14 protein-coding genes and 1 riboswitch are annotated in these 17,452 nt (G+C 36.8%); of the genes, 8 read left to right on the top strand and 6 right to left on the bottom strand.

The window, feature by feature from the left end:
• Positions 1-35: 35 nt before the first annotated feature.
• Entirely contained in the window at positions 36-1,235 is a 1,200-nt protein-coding gene (locus BAU27_RS13725) for an ABC transporter permease (protein WP_071747853.1), read from the bottom strand.
• 60 nt (positions 1,236-1,295) lie between these two features.
• A complete protein-coding gene (locus BAU27_RS13720; RefSeq protein ID WP_071747854.1) occupies positions 1,296-2,720 on the bottom strand; it encodes an amino acid permease in 1,425 nt (474 codons plus the stop codon).
• Positions 2,721-2,867: 147 nt separating this feature from the next.
• A riboswitch (Lysine riboswitch) is annotated at positions 2,868-3,050 on the bottom strand.
• 193 nt (positions 3,051-3,243) lie between these two features.
• Here BAU27_RS13720 and BAU27_RS13715 point away from each other — a divergent pair.
• Entirely contained in the window at positions 3,244-4,098 is an 855-nt protein-coding gene (locus BAU27_RS13715; RefSeq protein ID WP_071771129.1) for a GNAT family N-acetyltransferase, read from the top strand.
• A gap of 27 nt (positions 4,099-4,125) precedes the next feature.
• On the opposite strand, the gene gapN is transcribed toward BAU27_RS13715, so the two are convergent.
• Positions 4,126-5,565 (bottom strand): NADP-dependent glyceraldehyde-3-phosphate dehydrogenase, encoded by a 1,440-nt coding sequence (gapN, locus tag BAU27_RS13710; RefSeq protein WP_071771128.1) that lies wholly within the window; start codon positions 5,563-5,565, stop codon positions 4,126-4,128.
• A 639-nt stretch (positions 5,566-6,204) separates the two neighbouring features.
• On the opposite strand from gapN, the gene BAU27_RS13700 reads away from it, so the two are divergent.
• From BAU27_RS13700 to BAU27_RS13675, 5 genes are all read left to right on the top strand, one after another.
• The gene (locus tag BAU27_RS13700) at positions 6,205-7,965 is read left to right on the top strand and encodes an ABC transporter ATP-binding protein (protein WP_071747857.1); all 1,761 of its coding nucleotides are present in this window, start codon (positions 6,205-6,207) and stop codon (positions 7,963-7,965) included.
• Positions 7,962-9,962 (top strand): ABC transporter ATP-binding protein, encoded by a 2,001-nt coding sequence (locus BAU27_RS13695; RefSeq protein WP_071771127.1) that lies wholly within the window; start codon positions 7,962-7,964, stop codon positions 9,960-9,962. Before BAU27_RS13700 ends, BAU27_RS13695 begins: the two co-directional genes overlap by 4 nt.
• A 279-nt stretch (positions 9,963-10,241) precedes the next feature.
• A complete protein-coding gene (locus BAU27_RS13685) occupies positions 10,242-11,039 on the top strand; it encodes an amino acid ABC transporter substrate-binding protein (RefSeq protein WP_016082716.1) in 798 nt (265 codons plus the stop codon).
• On the top strand, positions 11,026-11,724 hold the full coding sequence (locus tag BAU27_RS13680; RefSeq protein ID WP_071747859.1) for an amino acid ABC transporter permease: 699 nt from the start codon (positions 11,026-11,028) through the stop codon (positions 11,722-11,724). The genes BAU27_RS13685 and BAU27_RS13680 overlap by 14 nt, the downstream gene beginning before the upstream one ends.
• Before the next feature lie 28 nt (positions 11,725-11,752).
• Positions 11,753-12,487, top strand: a complete 735-nt coding sequence (locus BAU27_RS13675) for an amino acid ABC transporter ATP-binding protein (RefSeq protein WP_071771126.1) — start codon at positions 11,753-11,755, stop codon at positions 12,485-12,487.
• 51 nt (positions 12,488-12,538) lie between these two features.
• Here BAU27_RS13675 and sasP read toward each other — a convergent pair whose 3' ends face one another.
• Positions 12,539-12,742 carry a small acid-soluble spore protein, SasP family gene (gene sasP / locus BAU27_RS13670; protein WP_000013349.1) on the bottom strand — a complete coding sequence of 68 codons (204 nt, stop codon included), beginning with the start codon at positions 12,740-12,742 and terminating at the stop codon, positions 12,539-12,541.
• 426 nt (positions 12,743-13,168) lie between these two features.
• Between sasP and BAU27_RS13665 the strand changes: the two genes are divergently transcribed.
• Positions 13,169-13,414, top strand: a complete 246-nt coding sequence (locus BAU27_RS13665) for a hypothetical protein (RefSeq protein ID WP_071771125.1) — start codon at positions 13,169-13,171, stop codon at positions 13,412-13,414.
• Between the two features lie 168 nt (positions 13,415-13,582).
• On the opposite strand, the gene BAU27_RS13660 is transcribed toward BAU27_RS13665, so the two are convergent.
• On the bottom strand, positions 13,583-15,043 hold the full coding sequence (locus tag BAU27_RS13660; RefSeq protein WP_071771124.1) for a YheC/YheD family endospore coat-associated protein: 1,461 nt from the start codon (positions 15,041-15,043) through the stop codon (positions 13,583-13,585).
• A gap of 19 nt (positions 15,044-15,062) precedes the next feature.
• Positions 15,063-16,115: a YheC/YheD family protein gene (locus BAU27_RS13655; protein WP_071771123.1), complete on the bottom strand. Its 1,053-nt coding sequence runs from the start codon at positions 16,113-16,115 to the stop codon at positions 15,063-15,065.
• A gap of 125 nt (positions 16,116-16,240) precedes the next feature.
• Here BAU27_RS13655 and BAU27_RS13650 point away from each other — a divergent pair, with 125 nt between their 5' ends.
• Entirely contained in the window at positions 16,241-17,386 is a 1,146-nt protein-coding gene (locus BAU27_RS13650) for a DUF445 domain-containing protein (protein WP_071771122.1), read from the top strand.
• Positions 17,387-17,452 lie beyond the last annotated feature (66 nt).

Genomic DNA, 17,452 nt, shown 5'->3' with positions numbered 1-17,452 from the left:
AAAAAAGAGGCTGTGATGCACAGCCTCTTTTTTCGTTAAAATGCAGAAATTCGTTTCTTCGTTTTTGGTATAATAATTAATTTGATCCAGAGTAACCCGATAATTATAATGATAAGGCTATGTAAAAATTGTACTGTAGCAATGAGTATAACACTTGAAAATACAATGAGTTGAATGCTTAGTAATATAAAGATTAAGCGAAGAAATTGGTTCATTCGTTTTTTAGTATCAATCGGATACAATGCTACAATAATATTTCCCGAAAAATATTTCCACAGGGACCGTAGCTGCATAGAGATCATATATAGGACGATGTAAGCGATAGCGCCTTTTACGTATATGTTTGGTATAAAATATAAGGCGAAGGCACCGATCAAACCTAAGCGAATATATATACCGAAATAATCATTCCCGCGTAAAAATGCTAGTGTATGTAAATAGAAGAACGTTGCTCGCTTTTTATGTAATATAGGTTCAATCCAATTTGTAAGCCATTTTCTTTTATTTACTTGCTTATTCAGTTGCGGAACATCGGTGAAAATGCTAGCAAATTGATAGAAACGAACGTCCATTTTTTCTTCTTGCTCAATTACGTATTCCCACGGTATTCGCTTTGTGGGCTGTTTCTTCGTATATAGAAGTAGGAAAGCGAGAAGTAAGAGTAATCCGCCTAATACAATCACATTTGCAGTATAAAAGAGCATGTAAATGATCAGGGTGTTACAAGCAATGCGAATGATAAACCATATACTTTTTTCATAACTATCACGCCATATCCAGTGTATGTACATGTTCCACGCTTTCGTAATCATTAAAACGATAAAGATTGTACATAAAAAAGGTACGGTTAATTGTAATGATTGCATGGCAAGCGGTACGATAATAAGGAACGTAAATACAAGCGGGAAAAGCTGAATGATGTAATTATATAGAAGAGATTTTTTAAAATAAGATGTTAATTTTTCCTCTAGTGCTAGTAAATAGACAGCGTCCGGTTTTTGAATAAATGTGCGAATGGGACATCTCGTTATAATGAATGTAAGTACGATTGTGATGAGTAATAAAGATATTTCTTTAGAAGGATCAGTTTTAAGAAACTTTGCGTAATAATATGCACCTATACATGAGACGAAGATGAAGCTATATAGCAAACCGTTAATCATACGTGCAAAGTATGTGATGGCATTTTGAATATGTTGTTGAAAGCGAGAGCTCCATAGTGATTCGATTGACATGTTTTTCACCTCTTTGTTCTATTATATATGTTTTATTAAGCAAAAAACGAGCAAATTGCGTTACGCAACTTGCTCGTTTTTCTTTTCGTTATTTTTTTTCTGATCACGATTCATTAATGGATAGAAGGCAAAGCCAATTACGAATAAACCGATTCCGAGAAGGAACGTTTTTATATCGGATGCGCCTGTTTTAATAACCCATAGTGCATAGCAAAGCGCGATCACTGCGACTATACCATCTGTAATTCTTGCCCGCATTTCATTTTTATACGTTTCACCAGTTGCGACTAGTTTTAACTGGAAGATTGGTGAGACGAGATATGGAATGAGGTAGGCCAGTGTTGATACGGTAATAACGAATGTATAAGCTTCTGCAATTGTTCCTGATAATGTTGAGAATAAGAACACTTGCGACATAATGTTTGTTAATCGTAGTGAATGAATTGGACTTCCTTTTTTATTTGTTTTCGCGAAGAAGGAAGGGAAGAAACCTTCTTTTGCTGCTTGATAAGGTACTTCTGAGCTTAATAAAATCCAGCCTAAGATGGAACCGAATAGGGAAGTAAGAGCAAGTAATGCCATAAGTTTCCCGCCGCCATGACCCATTGCAGCGTTTAATGCATCTGCTAATGGACGTTCCGAAGCTTGTAATTTATCAACGTGAAGTACACCCATTGTTAAAATTGTAATTCCTAAATAAATTGCAACTGTTATTAATAAACCGGCAACAGTCGCACGTTTTACCGTTTTGGGAGAAGTAGCTCGGTTTGATAAAAGAACGGCTGATTCAATTCCGATAAATGCCCAAAGCGTTGTAAGAGCCGCTAAATTCACTTGTGAAAGGAGACCGTGTGATACGCCTTCTTTATCGATCATCGGTGTGTACCATTGTCCAAACTTTGAAGCTTCGAACGCAAATAACGTAACGACAATGAATAGAAGGAATCCAGTTACTTTCGTTGTTGTTGCTAAGAAGTTTAGTTTCCCAGCTCCGCTTACACCGTTTGTTAATATTAAATGAGTTCCCCAAAGTAAGACGGAACAAATAGTAAATGTAATGAGCTTTCCAACTTCTATATCGAACGAGCCGATTGAAAATAATAGTCGCGTATCTTTCATAATCGGGAAGAAGAGTGATAAATATCCCGCGAAAGATGTAATGATGGCAACGTTACTTGCCCAGTTTGCAACCCAATATCCCCATACCATGCTGAAGCCAGCCATTTTCTTTCTTTTTGGTGTTGAGAATAAAGCATATGCATGACTTTGTGGTCCTGTCGTTAAATCAGGACGACGAATTGCTAAATTACCGAAAACAAGAGCTAGCATTAAAACACCAAACCCTGTTGTTAACCAAGCTAAAGTGACACCGAGTGGGCTTGCTGTTTGTGCCAACGTACTTGGCACCATGAAAATACCAGCGCCAACCATGTTACCGACAACGAAAGCTGTTAGTACCCAAAAGCCCCATTTTTTTTGTTGCATAGAAAATACCTCCAAAGTTAGTATAACCAAGTCAAGCGAGGAGATATGTATGTCTTCCGAAGTCAGGAAGAGAAGTCCCAAACAAAACAAAAAAAGCACGTAATTTGCCGCTACATGCTTTCTATCTTATAAGAAACCCACGACATACCTCTCGATAGCTCTCCACAAACGGAAACGTTTGTGACAGTTCTGCACTTATTAAATGCAGACCCAGCAAGCGTGCATGGTGGACACGACTTACTTCGGCAATCATTCCTTTCTCATTTCTTCATCAATGCCACTACATCTCCTGAAATGATACTCTTAATGACTGCAACCTCTACCTCACCGAGATACGAATGAGGATTTAAATATTAAATTAACGTATTTAAGAGTAACAAATGTATTTTTATACGTCAATGGATATAGCAATAATCAGATTATAGAGAAGAGTTCGTTATTGAGGGATTGGAGGGTTTGAGACGGATTCATTGAATAAATTCCAGTAGAGAATTTACTTTTAATGGGAATGGAGATTATTTAAATGATACGTGCTTATAGTGAAAAAGAAGATCGGATCAGGACATTGAATTTAATAAAAAGTATGGGGACAGAAGAAGAGATAGGTTCTTTAGATGATATTGTATCGAATTCCACGCATTTTCTTTTATATAACCAAAATGGGATTGAAGGATTCGCGTATTCATCCTTTTATAAAAATAGTGATGGAGAGTCTATTGGTCAAATAAGTGTGTATGTGGAACCTGGTTCTCGCTTGAAAGGTATTGGTTCTGGGTTATACAAGGCAATAGAAGAGTTAATTTCTAAAATAAAACCGGATTTTGTGTGCACTTATATGAGAACAGAATCAGAAAATTGTATTGGTTTTGCTAAGAAAATGGGATTTGAAAGATGGTGGGGATCGCTTGAATTGATATATAAGGGAGGGAGTTTTCCAGAAACGGATATCACGTTTATTAAGTATGAAGATAGATTTTTCAACCAGTTTGTAAAAATGGTACAGGAATGTTATTACGAATTGCATGAAATGAATGATATGAAGCCTTATCTTGCTCCAGAAGATAGTATAAAAAAATACAAATTGAACAATGAAAGTAATGTGTATGTGGTTTTTAAAAATGAACAGTTGGTTGCATCAGTTACGGTAGGGGAAGGGACAATAGAGAATTTAATGGTTGCACAAAGTCATCAAGGAAATGGATATGGGCGTAAAGCCTTGCAATTTGGTATGAACAAGTTGTTAGAAGACGGGTACGAAGACATTAGGCTATGTTATATAGAAGGAAATGAAAGTGCTGAGAAGTTATACAATTCTGTCGGATTTAAACCGCTTCATAATACACAAGTGTTTCGGAAATTTAAAAAGCAGCTGACCTAAATATTAGATCAGCTGCTGAATATAAGATTAAACTAAGTTTAATACAGTTACTTTTTCACGTGTCATAGACTCAAGGCTCTTACGAATACCTTGTGCGCCCATACCTGAACCTTTTACACCGATGAATGGGAAGTGGTCAGGGCCGCGCTCTGTGCGTCCGTTAATTTGAACAGAACCAGTTTCGATTTTGTTAGCAATTGCAAATGCTTTGTTAATGTCTTTTGTGAAGACACTTGCTTGCAAGCCGAACTCTGATTTGTTAGCAATTTCAATTGCTTGCTCATCTGAAGAAACACGGATGATTGGAAGGATTGGGCCAAATGGCTCTTCCCAAGCAACTTTCATTTCTTCTGTTACGTGGTCGATTAATGTTGGGTAAATTAAGTTACGCTCACGTTTGTTACCGATAACGATCGTTGCACCTTTTTCTACAGCATCATCAACTAAACCTTGAACGAAGTCAGCAGATTTATCGTCGATTAATGGAACGATTGTGCTGTCTTGTTCTGGAGATCCAACTGATAGTTCAGCTACTTGCGCTTTTACTAAGTCAACAAGCTCGTCCGCTACGTTTTCGTGTACAAGTACACGTTTAATAGCTGTACAACGTTGACCAGAGTAAGAGAATGCACCGCTTACGATATGGTTTGCAGCATCTTGTAAGTCAGCATCTTCATGAACGATACCAGGGTCTTTACCACCAAGTTCTAATACAAGTGGAATCATTGAAGCTTTTTTCGCTAAGTGTTTACCTGTGTTTGTACCACCTGTGAACGATACCATATTGATACCTTCGTGTTCTACTAAGTAGTCACCAATTACAGAACCGCGTCCTGTAGCTACATTTACAAGACCTTTTGGAAGGCCAGCTTTATGAAGTGCTTCAACCATTTTAATACCGCTAATTGCACCTTGAGTTGCTGGTTTGAAAATAACAGCGTTACCCATAATTAATGCTGGTGCAAGTTTTGCAGCAGATAAGTTTACTGGGTAGTTAAACGGTGCGATTGCTAATACAACACCAAGTGGTGCGCGTTGGATAATCGCAAGTTTTGATTTTGTTCCGCCAGGGAAGCTATCGCCCATCATGCTTTCTCCGTGCATATGTAGAGCTTCTTCAATTGTGTAACGAATGAAGTCCGCTGTACGAACAACTTCTTTCTTCGCATCTTTATATCCTTTACCGACTTCTTTCATAATAATATCGGCAATTTCATCTTGCATATTTACGAGCTCATCAGCCCATTTATATAAAAATTTTGCGCGATCTTGTAGAGAAGCTTCAGCCCATGATTTTTGAGCTGCTTTTGCAGATGCAATTGCTTCATCTACTTCTCCGCGAGTAATTGCTTGTACTTGCCCAATTACTTCGTGTAAGTATGGAGATGGAATGTCGATTGTTTGTCCAGAAGAGCTTTCTCTCCATTCTCCGTTTAAATAAAATTTGTACGTATTGCTAGTTGTCATGATTAGTCCTCCTAAAATAGCAACTTGTAAGAGTGAGTATAAGGTGATTGTAGGGGGTTTGATAATATTTTTCAAATGAAATATTTGTGAAAACGATTTCTTATTCTTTTTTTATTTTGTATGCCCTTTCTTATAGAACATTCTCTCATTTCAAACTGAATTATAAGTAGAATGCATCACTTTCATTTTTTGTGATAAAAGATTATTTTAAAGCGAAAAAAACAATTGACAGAATACTCAATAAAGTTGTAAGATTATAAATGGAAAATAAATGAAGGGGGTGTGCGTAATGATTGTAATCGTAAATGTAATGGGTTTAGCTGTATTAAACGGCGGAAAACATTCATATTATTACGCAACCCGTGCGGATATATAGGACTTTTTTGTCTTATGAGAAGCGTACGTTGCGTATATCGTAACGTACGCTTTTATGCATTTTTGTGCATATCGTCAAGCGACGGTATGCTTTTTTTTGTCCAATTTGCTTGTTTCCATACTTTATATGGTTACTATAAAACTGAAATTTGGAAGGTGGAAAAATGTGATGAGATTGTATGGGTTACGAAATGTAAATGTGATGGGTTTGGATAGCGGATAAAGAAATGAGGGTTAAACGAAAACGAGAAGGGAGAGGTTACATTGTTTTCAGTATTACTAAAGTTAAGATGGTTTTTTAAAGAGCATTGGAAGAGATATAGTATCGCGATTGGTGCGCTTTTAATTGTAAATATAGTTGAAGTCATTCCCCCAAAAGTACTAGGGGTTACGATTGATAATATAAAAACAGGAACGTTAACGAATGCAGCAATTATGGAGTCTATTCTTATTTTAATAGGAGTTACGATAGTTGGATATGGTCTTACTTTTGTTTGGCAACATCAATTGTTTGGAGGTGCGTTCGTACTTGAGAAGACGATGCGCTCGAAATTTATGGGGCATTTGCTCAAGATGACACCGACGTTTTATCAAAAAAATCGTACTGGCGATTTAATGGCGAGAGCAACAAACGATTTAAAAGCAATCGCTATGACAGCTGGTTTCGGTATATTAACGCTTGTAGACTCTAGTTTATATATGCTTACAATCGTTTTTATGATGGGATTTACAATAAGTTGGGAGCTTACATTAGCGGCCCTTATACCGCTTCCAATTATGGCATATGCGATGAATATATATGGGAAGAAATTGCATGAAAGATTTACAGTTGCGCAAGATGCGTTCGGTGATATGAACGATAAAGTACTTGAATCAATTGCTGGTGTGCGCGTGATTCGTGCATACGTACAAGAGAACGCAGATCAGGAAAGATTTCATCATTTAGGAGATGACGTCTACGAAAAAAATATGAAAGTAGCAAGAATCGATGCGTTATTCCAACCAACTGTGAAAATGCTTGTCGGACTTAGTTATTTAATTGGTTTAGTGTACGGTGCATACCTTGTATTCCAATCAAAGGTGACACTTGGTGAGCTCGTTTCCTTTAACGTGTATTTAGGGATGATGATTTGGCCAATGTTTGCAATTGGTGAATTAATTAATGTTATGCAAAGAGGAAATGCGTCGCTCGACCGTGTGAATGAAACGTTAGCGTATGAACCAGATGTAAAGAATCCGAAAAATCCAAAGCTTGTACAAGAGCCTGATTATATTCAGTTTGATGAAGTTTCTTTTTCATATCCTTCATCAGCTGAAGAAAATTTAAAAAAGGTTTCTTTTACATTAAAACAAGGAGAAACGCTAGGGGTTGTCGGAAAAACAGGAAGCGGAAAAACGACGCTTGTACGTCAGCTTCTTCGTCAATATCCGCTTGGAGAAGGGGATATTGCAGTTTCTGATGTGACATTAGATAAAATGACGAGTGAAAATGTACTCGGGTGGATTGGATATGTACCTCAGGAGCACATTTTATTCTCAAAAACAGCGAGGGAAAATATTTTATTCGGAAACAGGGAAGCGACTGAAGAAGAGCTCGAGAAAGCCATTGAAATTGCTGCGTTTACAAAAGACTTAGAGTTTTTACCAGAAGGATTAGAAACGCTCGTTGGAGAGAAAGGTGTTTCGTTATCAGGAGGGCAAAAGCAAAGGATTTCAATTGCGAGAGCGGTTATTCAAAATCCAGAAATATTAATTTTGGACGATTCGTTATCAGCTGTTGATGCTCGTACGGAAGCGGCGATCATTGAAAATATAAGAACGGAAAGAAGCGGAAAGACGACGATTATTACGACGCACCGTTTATCTGCAGTACAACATGCAGATTGGATTCTCGTTATGGATGACGGCGAAGTTATGGAAGAAGGCACGCATGACCAGCTTCTTCGAAACGGAGGCTGGTATGCTGAGCAGTTTGAAAGACAACAAGGTGAAAATGAAAGTACGGATAGTGGGGTGAAAATATGAGTGTTTCAAAACGATTGTTTCAATATGCGATGAAAGTAAAAGGGACGATTTTTGCAGCGATGGCGATGTTATTTATTTTCGTTATCGCAGAGCTTGCCGGTCCGTTCGTCGCTAAAACGATGATTGACGATCATATCGTTGCGATAGAGAAATCTTGGTATGAGACAGAAAAGAGTGAAGATGCTGTTTCATATAATGGCGCCTATTATAAGCGAAGTGATCGCTTTGAACAAGGTGAGAAAAAAGGAAAAGAAGTACGCGTGATGCAAGTCGGTTTTCAATATTACTTTGTACCAAATAAAGTGAATATTGAAGGGTCACGTTCTGTAAAAGGTGATATGATTACCGTTCAAAATGGTAAGGCGGTGCAAGTGTATAAAGCGAAAGCATTAACGAAGGAAGAAGTGTTTGCGTTTTATAAGCCAGAAATAAACCCCCTACTATTACTTGGTGGAGGCTATTTTACTCTATTAGTAATTGTGTCATTATTTGCATATGGAAAGCAGTTTTTCTTACAGAAGGCAGCGAACAAAATTATTCAAATTATGAGGGAAGATGTCTTCTCTCATATTCAAACGTTACCGATCAGGTACTTTGATCATTTACCAGCAGGGAAAATCGTTTCGCGTGTAACGAATGATACAGAGGCCATTCGGGATTTATACGTAACAGTACTTGCGACATTTGTCTCCAGTATCATTTATATTGTCGGGATATTTGCTGCGCTATTTTTACTCGATGTGAAACTTGCGTCGTTCTGTTTATTAATTATCCCGATTTTAATTGTTTGGGCGATTTTATATAGAAAGTATGCATCTGTATACAATCATAAAATGCGTTCACGTTTATCCGATATTAACGGTACAGTGAATGAATCGATTCAAGGGATGCCGATTATTCAAACGTTCCGTCAAGAACGTGAAACGAAAAAAGAGTTTGAAGAATTAAATGGCGATTATTTTAAGTATCAAAATAAAATTTTAAATTTAAATGCAGCAACTTCGCATAACTTAGTGTCTGTATTACGAAATATCGCTTTCACGGGTGTGATTTGGTATTTCGGGGGAGCTTCATTAAGTGCTTCAGGCATCATTTCTCTAGGGATACTGTATGCGTTCGTTGATTATTTAACGAGATTGTTCTCACCAATTACAAATATGGTAAATCAGCTTGCTAACTTAGAACAATCGCGCGTTGCATCAGAGCGTGTCTTCGAATTGCTAGAGGAAAAGGGAGAGGCAGTGGAAGAAGATCGTATGCCTCGCTTAAACGGAAATGTGAAATTCGAAAATGTTTCGTTTTCTTATAATGGAAAAGATGAAGTGTTAAAAAATATTTCTTTCGAAGCAAAACAAGGAGAGACGGTGGCACTTGTTGGTCATACTGGGTCAGGAAAAAGTTCCATTATGAATGTGCTCTTTCAGTTTTATGAATTTCAAAAAGGAAAGCTTACGATTGATGGTCACGATGTAACAGAGATGCCGAAACAAGCAACTCGTGAACATATGGGAATTGTACTACAAGATCCGTTTCTATTTAGCGGGACAGTGGCATCCAATGTTAGCTTAGAGAATGAAAAAATTTCAACAGATCGCATCGTAAAGGCGTTACGTGACGTTGGTGCTGAAAGGTTTGCAAACAATATAGATGAAGAAATTACGGAGAAAGGGAGTACACTTTCAACCGGAGAACGACAACTTATATCGTTTGCTAGGGCGCTTGCTTTTGATCCGGCGATTTTAATCTTAGATGAAGCGACTTCTAGTATTGATACAGAGACTGAAGCGATGATTCAACAAGCGCTAGAGGTTGTGAAGAAAGGACGAACGACGTTTATTATCGCTCACCGACTTTCAACAATTAAAAGCGCAGATCAAATTATTGTGCTTGATAGAGGAACCATTTTAGAAAAAGGATCTCATGATGAATTAATGAAAAAGCGTGGGCGTTATTACGATATGTACAAAACGCAAATGGAAGGAAACCAGAGCGCTTAATACGGGGAAGAACTTGCGATTGTTGCAAGTTCTTTTTTGTTGGCAAAATGTCGGCGATAAAGGTACATAATAAGAAGTATTATTTTACCTTTCCTACAATAAATGCTATATTAAAAAATGTTACTTATTTTTTGTATGTAGCGTTATTTTTCCCTTTTGTTTGATTATGAAGAAAAAGGATAAACTAAATAAGAACATTTTCATTGAAAAATTGCTCAAGATTGCATACAATCAATATAGTTTTTAAATTCCTATCAGAATACTTGGAGGATTACCATCATGAAAAAATTATTTTCAGTGCTTGCAGTAACTACATTAGCGATCGGGATTGTAGCCGGCTGCGGTAAAGAAGAGAAAAAAGATACAGCTAGTCAAGACGCGTTACAAAAGATTAAACAAAGCGGTGAACTTGTAATTGGTACAGAAGGTACATATCCACCATTTACGTTCCACGATTCAAGCAATAAATTAACTGGATTTGACGTTGAACTATCGGAAGAAGTTGCAAAACGTTTAGGTGTAAAACCTGTATTTAAAGAAACACAATGGGATAGCTTACTTGCTGGCCTAGACGCAAAACGTTTCGATATGGTTGCAAACGAAGTTGGTATTCGTGAAGATCGTCAAAAGAAATACGATTTCTCTAAACCATACATTTCATCTTCAGCGGCATTAGTTATCGCAAAAGATAAAGATAAGCCTGCTACATTTGCTGATGTAAAAGGGTTAAAAGGAGCACAATCTTTAACGAGTAACTATGCAGATATTGCTAAGAAAAACGGTGCAGAAATCGAAGGTGTAGAAGGATTTAGCCAAGCGGCAGAATTATTAGCTTCAGGACGCGTTGATTTTACAATTAATGATAAGTTATCAGTATTAAATTATTTAGAAACGAAAAAAGATGCAAAAATTAAAATTGTAGATACAGAAAAAGAAGCTTCACAAAGTGGATTCTTATTCCGTAAAGGTAGCGATAAGCTTGTACAAGAAGTAGATAAAGCGTTAGAAGATATGAAAAAAGACGGTACGTATGACAAAATAACGAAAAAATGGTTCGGTGAAAATGTTTCTAAGTAGTGTAGTGGTCTCAGATCGACTGTCTACTTGGATAGATATTATGCAGTCTTCCTTCATGCCTATGCTGAAGGAAGCTGTATTTACGACAATTCCATTAACGCTTATTACATTTATTATCGGTATTATACTTGCGACGCTAACAGCGCTCGCTCGTATTTCAGGTAGTCGTATTTTACAATGGATTGCTCGTATCTATGTATCTATCATTCGCGGAACGCCACTTCTTGTACAGTTATTTATTATTTTCTATGGTCTTCCAACTCTTAATATTGAGGTTGAGCCATATACAGCAGCAATTATTGGTTTTTCATTAAATGTTGGTGCATATGCATCTGAAATTATTCGTGCTTCTATTCTTTCTATTCCGAAAGGACAGTGGGAAGCAGCTTACACAATTGGGATGACATATCCGCAAGCATTAAAACGTGTTATTTTACCGCAAGCGACGCGTGTATCTATTCCGCCGCTTTCGAATACATTTATTAGTTTAGTGAAGGATACTTCATTAGCGTCGTTAATTTTAGTAACAGAAATGTTCCGAAAAGCGCAGGAAATTGCGGCAATGAACTATGAGTTTTTAATTGTTTATTTTGAAGCAGGTCTAATTTATTGGGTAATTTGCTTCTTATTATCTATCGTGCAACAAATATTAGAAAAACGTTCAGAACGTTATACTCTAAAATAACCCTTTCATAAAAGGAGTTTTTGTTTTTATGATTTCAATTCAACATTTACAAAAAAGTTTCGGAGATAATACCGTACTAAAGCATATAGATTTATCAGTTGAGAAGGGCGAAGTGGTTGTTATTATCGGGCCATCTGGATCTGGTAAAACGACATTCTTACGTTGCCTCAACGTGTTAGAAACGCCGAATGCTGGTAATATTCGCATCGGCAATAAAGAGCTCGATTTCTCTCAAAAAGTAACGAAGAAAGATATTGTAAATCTTCGTACGCAAACAGGTATGGTATTCCAGCACCATAATCTATTTCCTCATTTAACGGCACTTCAAAATGTAATGGAAGGGCTCGTTACAGTGAAAAAGATGGAGAAAGAAGAAGCGAAGAAAAAAGCAAACTATTTCCTTGAAAAAGTTGGTCTTGCGGATAAAGTAGACTTATATCCGTTCCAATTATCAGGTGGACAACAACAGCGCGTTGGAATCGCTCGTGCACTTGCGATGGAGCCGGAAGTTTTACTATTTGATGAACCAACGTCAGCACTTGATCCTGAGCTAGTTCAAGAAGTTTTAAAGGTTATGAAAGAACTTGCTAAAGAAGGAATGACGATGGTCATTGTAACGCATGAAATGCGCTTTGCTCATCAAATTGCGAACCGTGTTATTTTCATGGATGGCGGTGTCGTTGTCGAACAAGGTACACCGGAAGATGTATTTACAAATCCAAAAGAAGAACGAACGAAGAAGTTTTTACAAATGTTGCAATAAATTAAGGAAGGTCTCAAGGCATATGCCTTGAGACCTTTTTGCCATATATATTTATTTTTGGAATCCGCCAAGGCTTTGCTCAGCCATTGCAACTAGACGTTTTGTAATTTCTCCACCAACAGAACCGTTAGCGCGAGCCGTAGAATCTGCTCCTAATTGTACACCAAATTCTTGAGCGATTTCGTACTTCATTTGATCGATTGCAGCTGTTGCTCCTGGTACTACTAATTGATTGTAAGAACTTTGGTTTGCCATAGGAATATATCCTCCTTAGAGTTATAAAAATTTTTTTGGTTGGACTAGCTGGATTTGAACCAGATTATCGCCCCGTTTGGCGCTAATCCATCGGTAATTAAGTTTGTACTCATAGTATGGATGTTACCTAGAAAGATATACAAAATAATAATTTGTAAATTTTGTAAAAAAATCTTCGCTATTTTGTAAATTATGAAATAAGAGTAATCGTTGTATTTTTAAGAAAGAAGGCCAAACTAAGAGCGAAATCATCTACGTTTAAATTCTATATATAATCAGCTGTGCTTACAGCTTAGTAAAATAAAAATTAAATTGGTATTAACTTCATAGTTCTGTTTTAATCCGGGATGGAGCAGGAAAAGGTACTGACTGACCGCTCTTATGCACGGCTAGAATCTAAAAAGGATAACATATGGAGGAATCACGATGGGAATTTGCCCGCTTTGCAATGCATTAGAATCACAAACATATTCTTGTCAAAATTGCCAAGGAATACTCCAAGATTATGGAAAAACTGTGGATTACATAGATGATTACAGTGCATATATGGATCAGGAATTATTAAGTGCGGTAGATGGTTTAACACATAATAATTCAAATGAATATTGCAATCATATTTTTTATTGCGGAGTATGTAATGTGGAAATGGAAGTTGTAGTGAAGTTTGTATAAAGTGAAACTTTAATCAGTGGAGGGTGTTCATCCCCCACTGATTATTAGCCCGTACCAATCGGGCGTTTACGGGCAGCAGGGTTTCCGCTTAACTTCTTTGCTCCAGCCGAATTTTGAGGTGGGGGTTTTACTGCCCACAAATAGCGGGATAAATAGAAAACTTCCACCTTATGAATGAGGTGGAAGTTTTTGTTTTTTTATTTGTGAGTTAATCATAGGGGATGGGATATTTTCAGTGTTAGGTGCAGGGTTTGATTGTATTTGAGATACTTTTTCTTTCGAATCGCGCAAAGAATGTTCAGTTAAATAGATGGCATATTCATAAAATAATTGGCGCGTAAGCTCGCTTTGTTCTTTTAACTTTTCATCTTGGAATACAGTTCGCCCTGGTTTAGAATTTGCCTCAAATAACCACGGGTTTTCCGCTGTATCTAAACCGATATCGAAACCAATCTCTCCAATGTTCCCAGTTACTTGTCGATCAAGTGCATAGCTGATTTGTAAGGCTGTTTGTTTTAGTTTATTTTCAATTTGAACCTGCTTTGTTGAATCGGGAAATAGTTCCTGAAGTAATTTCGTATCACCGCCGCTATTTACATGAGTTGTTAAGCTACCTTTACCGGCGATTTTTGCGACGATTGCACTGACTACCCAATTACCAAAATGGTTTTTATTTGTATGAATGCGAAAATCGACGGGTTGCCCTTCGAAGCGGAGCAGTGAGATACCTTGTTGTACGATAAATTTTTTTAAATCATGTCCTTTTAACACATGGTTAAGAAGTGCTTCTAATGATTGATACTTTCTTAGTTTATTTTGTTCATTTTCACGATAACGACAATAGTAGCGATTTTCAGTTTGAGAATAGAGTATTTGATGAATGTTTCTTCCGAAGCTACCATGTATCGGCTTCATATAAATGTACTTATACGTACCGAGAAGTCGTTCTACTTGTTCAAAATGTTGGAATTCTTCTGTTTTTGGTAAGAATGGTTTCATTGAATCTTCTTTCATTAGAAGGCGATGCACTTCCCATTTGTTGAAAAACCCTGGATTAAACCATGGAATCGCATAGTCGCTTTCTAATCGTTTTTTTGCTCTTATGATAGGTTTGTAATTTTCTGCTTGGCGATTTGGTAAACGGTCGTAAATGACATTTGGTAAAGGGACTTTGTTTTTTACCCATTTGCTATCTTGAAAGAAGTACCCTTCAATTGTTTCCTCTGCCCAGTTTATATGTTGAAGGCCAAAGACAAATACAAATGGCTGCAATGTGAATGGTGGTGTTAATAACTCACCGAGAGAGATGGAACGACTCCCTAAAGGAGAATTAGAATCATCGTTAAAGCCAGTTGTGAAAATCCCGATTAATGGGCCGAAAACAATGGTTTGATTGTGTAAGAAGGCATGGATTGTTGCTGAATGCGGTAGTAAAAGATTGGCTGCAATTTGTTCGCCAATAATGATTTCTCGCGTGAATGAATAGTGAATTTTAATATTCTCACATGCAATATAACGTAAGCCAAAGGAAAGGGATGTAATTGGCGGTGTAATAGAAAAAACGTAAGGTAAAGTAATACTATTTGGATGCTCATCTGAAATACTTAATGTATATATGTGTTCTTTCAACGGGGGGCTCCTCCTTTCGTTATGGTGTAAATCGGCTAAATTTTAATGGACCATGAAAAATTTGTTCAGCCAGTTCGTCGTTGTACCTAGTATAAACTTCGTAAGAAGGCATCGTATTAACGTACATAAGCCAAATGGCACCTTTTTGATCCATAATGGTAGAAAGTTCTAATTCAAATAATGACGAATAGGACTGATCGAGTGTTTTGAACACTTCATTTACAACATCATGCAAAGCATCTTTCAATAATTGAACACCAGTTGAAGAAAGCAAATATTTAATTTTGGAAAATGGATGTATCATGGAACGCTCTGTTACGGGAAGTAAAAATTGTGCTGGGAATGAAGCTTTTTGTATGAATTGACCGAGCACTACCCAGTTCTGTTCTTTATTTTTTTGCATAATGGTTCGAATATGAATCGGATATGATAGTTGATTTGGAGCATGTAACATTGGATGAATCATATAACGGGATGAGTGTATGTTCGATTGGCACCATGATATAAGGTCATCTGTCCGTTTGAATTGAGTAGAAGTACGATGCTGTTCATTTATTGTATCGATATGAAATGTTTTATGTTTGTAAGTGACTCGATATAAATTTTCATTAGAATGTATATTGATTGGTCGTATAATGATATCTCTTGTTTCTAGTAGTAATTTGAAAATTCCTTGTACCGTTCCTTTTTTTATTTTTGGAATGTAAGGGGAAAGACGTTTATTAGTAAGAAAAAGATTGTGTAAATCACTTGGATTAATAAGTGTGTTATTTAAAAAAGTAGTCGAGGAACGTTTGCGTAATGAATGAATAATCGATTTTGCTTGGTGGAAGTCTTTATCTTCTTTGAAATGACAGCGATCATATATGTATGAAGGAATGGGAAAGGTTTGATCTATCCAATTTCCTGTATCTGTATCATAAATAAGACCAGAAACAAGATCTGTCTTTGAATCAATGCTAAACGGTGTGAATTGAGCAACGACGTTATGATACAGACGAGCTCGCTTAGCGATTTCGGTGTAATACATTTGCTCGTGATGAAATTTAGAAGTTAAAAGACCAAGAACCAACGAAATCACTCCTTTATTAACAAGATGTTTGCATAATAGGCGAAGCTATATATTGCAAATACATTTTTATACCATTATACTTTTGTCCGTATGACGATATGCTATAGTTTTGGAGAAGTGAAAGGTTGATTATGATGAATATATGGTTGAATATGTTAACAACAACAGGACTCGGGGCGATTATTGGAGGATACACAAATCATTTAGCAATAAAAATGTTATTCCGTCCTCATCGTCCGATTTATATTGGAAAGTTTCAAGTTCCATTTACGCCAGGGTTAATTCCGAAACGTCGCGATGAGCTTGCTGTTCAATTAGGAAAAATGGTTGTAGAGCATTTGTTAACGCCAGAAGGAATCGGAAAGAAGCTAACAAATGAAGAGTTTCAAAAAAGTTTAATCCACTGGGCACAAGCAGAAGTGGATAAAGTAATTACGAATGAACAGTCGTTACGACAAATGTTAGAAAAATGGGATGTAGCGCATGTAGAAAAAGAAGCAATCGGTAAAATCGAACATGCGATTACAGAAAAGATTCAGGCATTTTTAACGGAGTACTATACATATACATGGGAACAAGCTTTACCTCATTCTGTACATGAAAAAATAGAGAATACGATCCCAAATGTCTCGGCGTTTATTTTAGAGCGAGGAATTAAATTTTTTGAAAGTGAAGAAGGGAAAGCGCGTCTTTCAAAAATGATTGATGATTTTTTTGCTTCTAGGGGAACGCTGCTTAACTTAGTCGGGATGTTTTTAGGAAATGTAAGTGTAGTGGATCGTGTGCAGCCAGAAGTCATTAAGTTTTTAGGGCAAGATGGCACAAAGCAGCTTTTAACTGATGTACTGCAAAAAGAGTGGGAAAAGTTAAAAGGAAGAGATGTAAAAGAATTAGAAACGTTTGTAGAAAAAGAAATGATTGTGAAATCCATATTGTCAGCAGTTAAAGTTGAGGAAACAGTGAGTAAATTTTTAAATCAATCTGTTCAGCAAGTATGTGAGCCAGTTCGAGAAACAATCATTGAAAAGTTGGTCCCTGGTCTGATGCAGAAAGGATTGCAGTGGGGGACAGAAAACGTTGGGAGTATATTGAAAAATCTACACCTTGCGGAAATCGTACAGCAAGAAGTGTCTACATTTTCTACAGAAAGACTAGAAGATCTTGTACTATCTATTACAAAAAATGAGTTGAAGATGATTACATATTTAGGGGCATTATTAGGAGGAACGATTGGATTTATTCAAGGTTTGTTGCTCTTGTTCCTTAAGTAATAAAAGTGAAATTTCTTCACATCTCTTGCATAGTTTGATATGGTAAGAAGAGGTGCGTATGTAAAT

The sequence above is a fragment of the Bacillus sp. NH11B genome, assembly GCF_001884205.1.
In the GTDB taxonomy this organism is placed as follows: Bacteria; Bacillota; Bacilli; order Bacillales; family Bacillaceae_G; genus Bacillus_A; species Bacillus_A proteolyticus.
The sequence above is the reverse complement of the archived record's forward strand: the minus strand, read 5'-3'. Positions and strand labels throughout refer to the sequence as shown.

Bases quoted from the DNA above. Each gene is read 5' to 3' on its own strand.
- BAU27_RS13725 (WP_071747853.1), bottom strand. From the start codon at position 1,235: ATGTCAATCGAATCACTATGGAGCTCTCGCTTTCAACAACATATTCAA.
- BAU27_RS13720 (WP_071747854.1), bottom strand. From the start codon at position 2,720: ATGCAACAAAAAAAATGGGGCTTTTGGGTACTAACAGCTTTCGTTGTC.
- BAU27_RS13715 (WP_071771129.1), top strand. From the start codon at position 3,244: ATGATACGTGCTTATAGTGAAAAAGAAGATCGGATCAGGACATTGAAT.
- gapN (WP_071771128.1), bottom strand. From the start codon at position 5,565: ATGACAACTAGCAATACGTACAAATTTTATTTAAACGGAGAATGGAGA.
- BAU27_RS13695 (WP_071771127.1), top strand. From the start codon at position 7,962: ATGAGTGTTTCAAAACGATTGTTTCAATATGCGATGAAAGTAAAAGGG.
- BAU27_RS13685 (WP_016082716.1), top strand. From the start codon at position 10,242: ATGAAAAAATTATTTTCAGTGCTTGCAGTAACTACATTAGCGATCGGG.
- BAU27_RS13680 (WP_071747859.1), top strand. From the start codon at position 11,026: ATGTTTCTAAGTAGTGTAGTGGTCTCAGATCGACTGTCTACTTGGATA.
- BAU27_RS13675 (WP_071771126.1), top strand. From the start codon at position 11,753: ATGATTTCAATTCAACATTTACAAAAAAGTTTCGGAGATAATACCGTA.
- sasP (WP_000013349.1), bottom strand. From the start codon at position 12,742: ATGGCAAACCAAAGTTCTTACAATCAATTAGTAGTACCAGGAGCAACA.
- BAU27_RS13665 (WP_071771125.1), top strand. From the start codon at position 13,169: ATGGGAATTTGCCCGCTTTGCAATGCATTAGAATCACAAACATATTCT.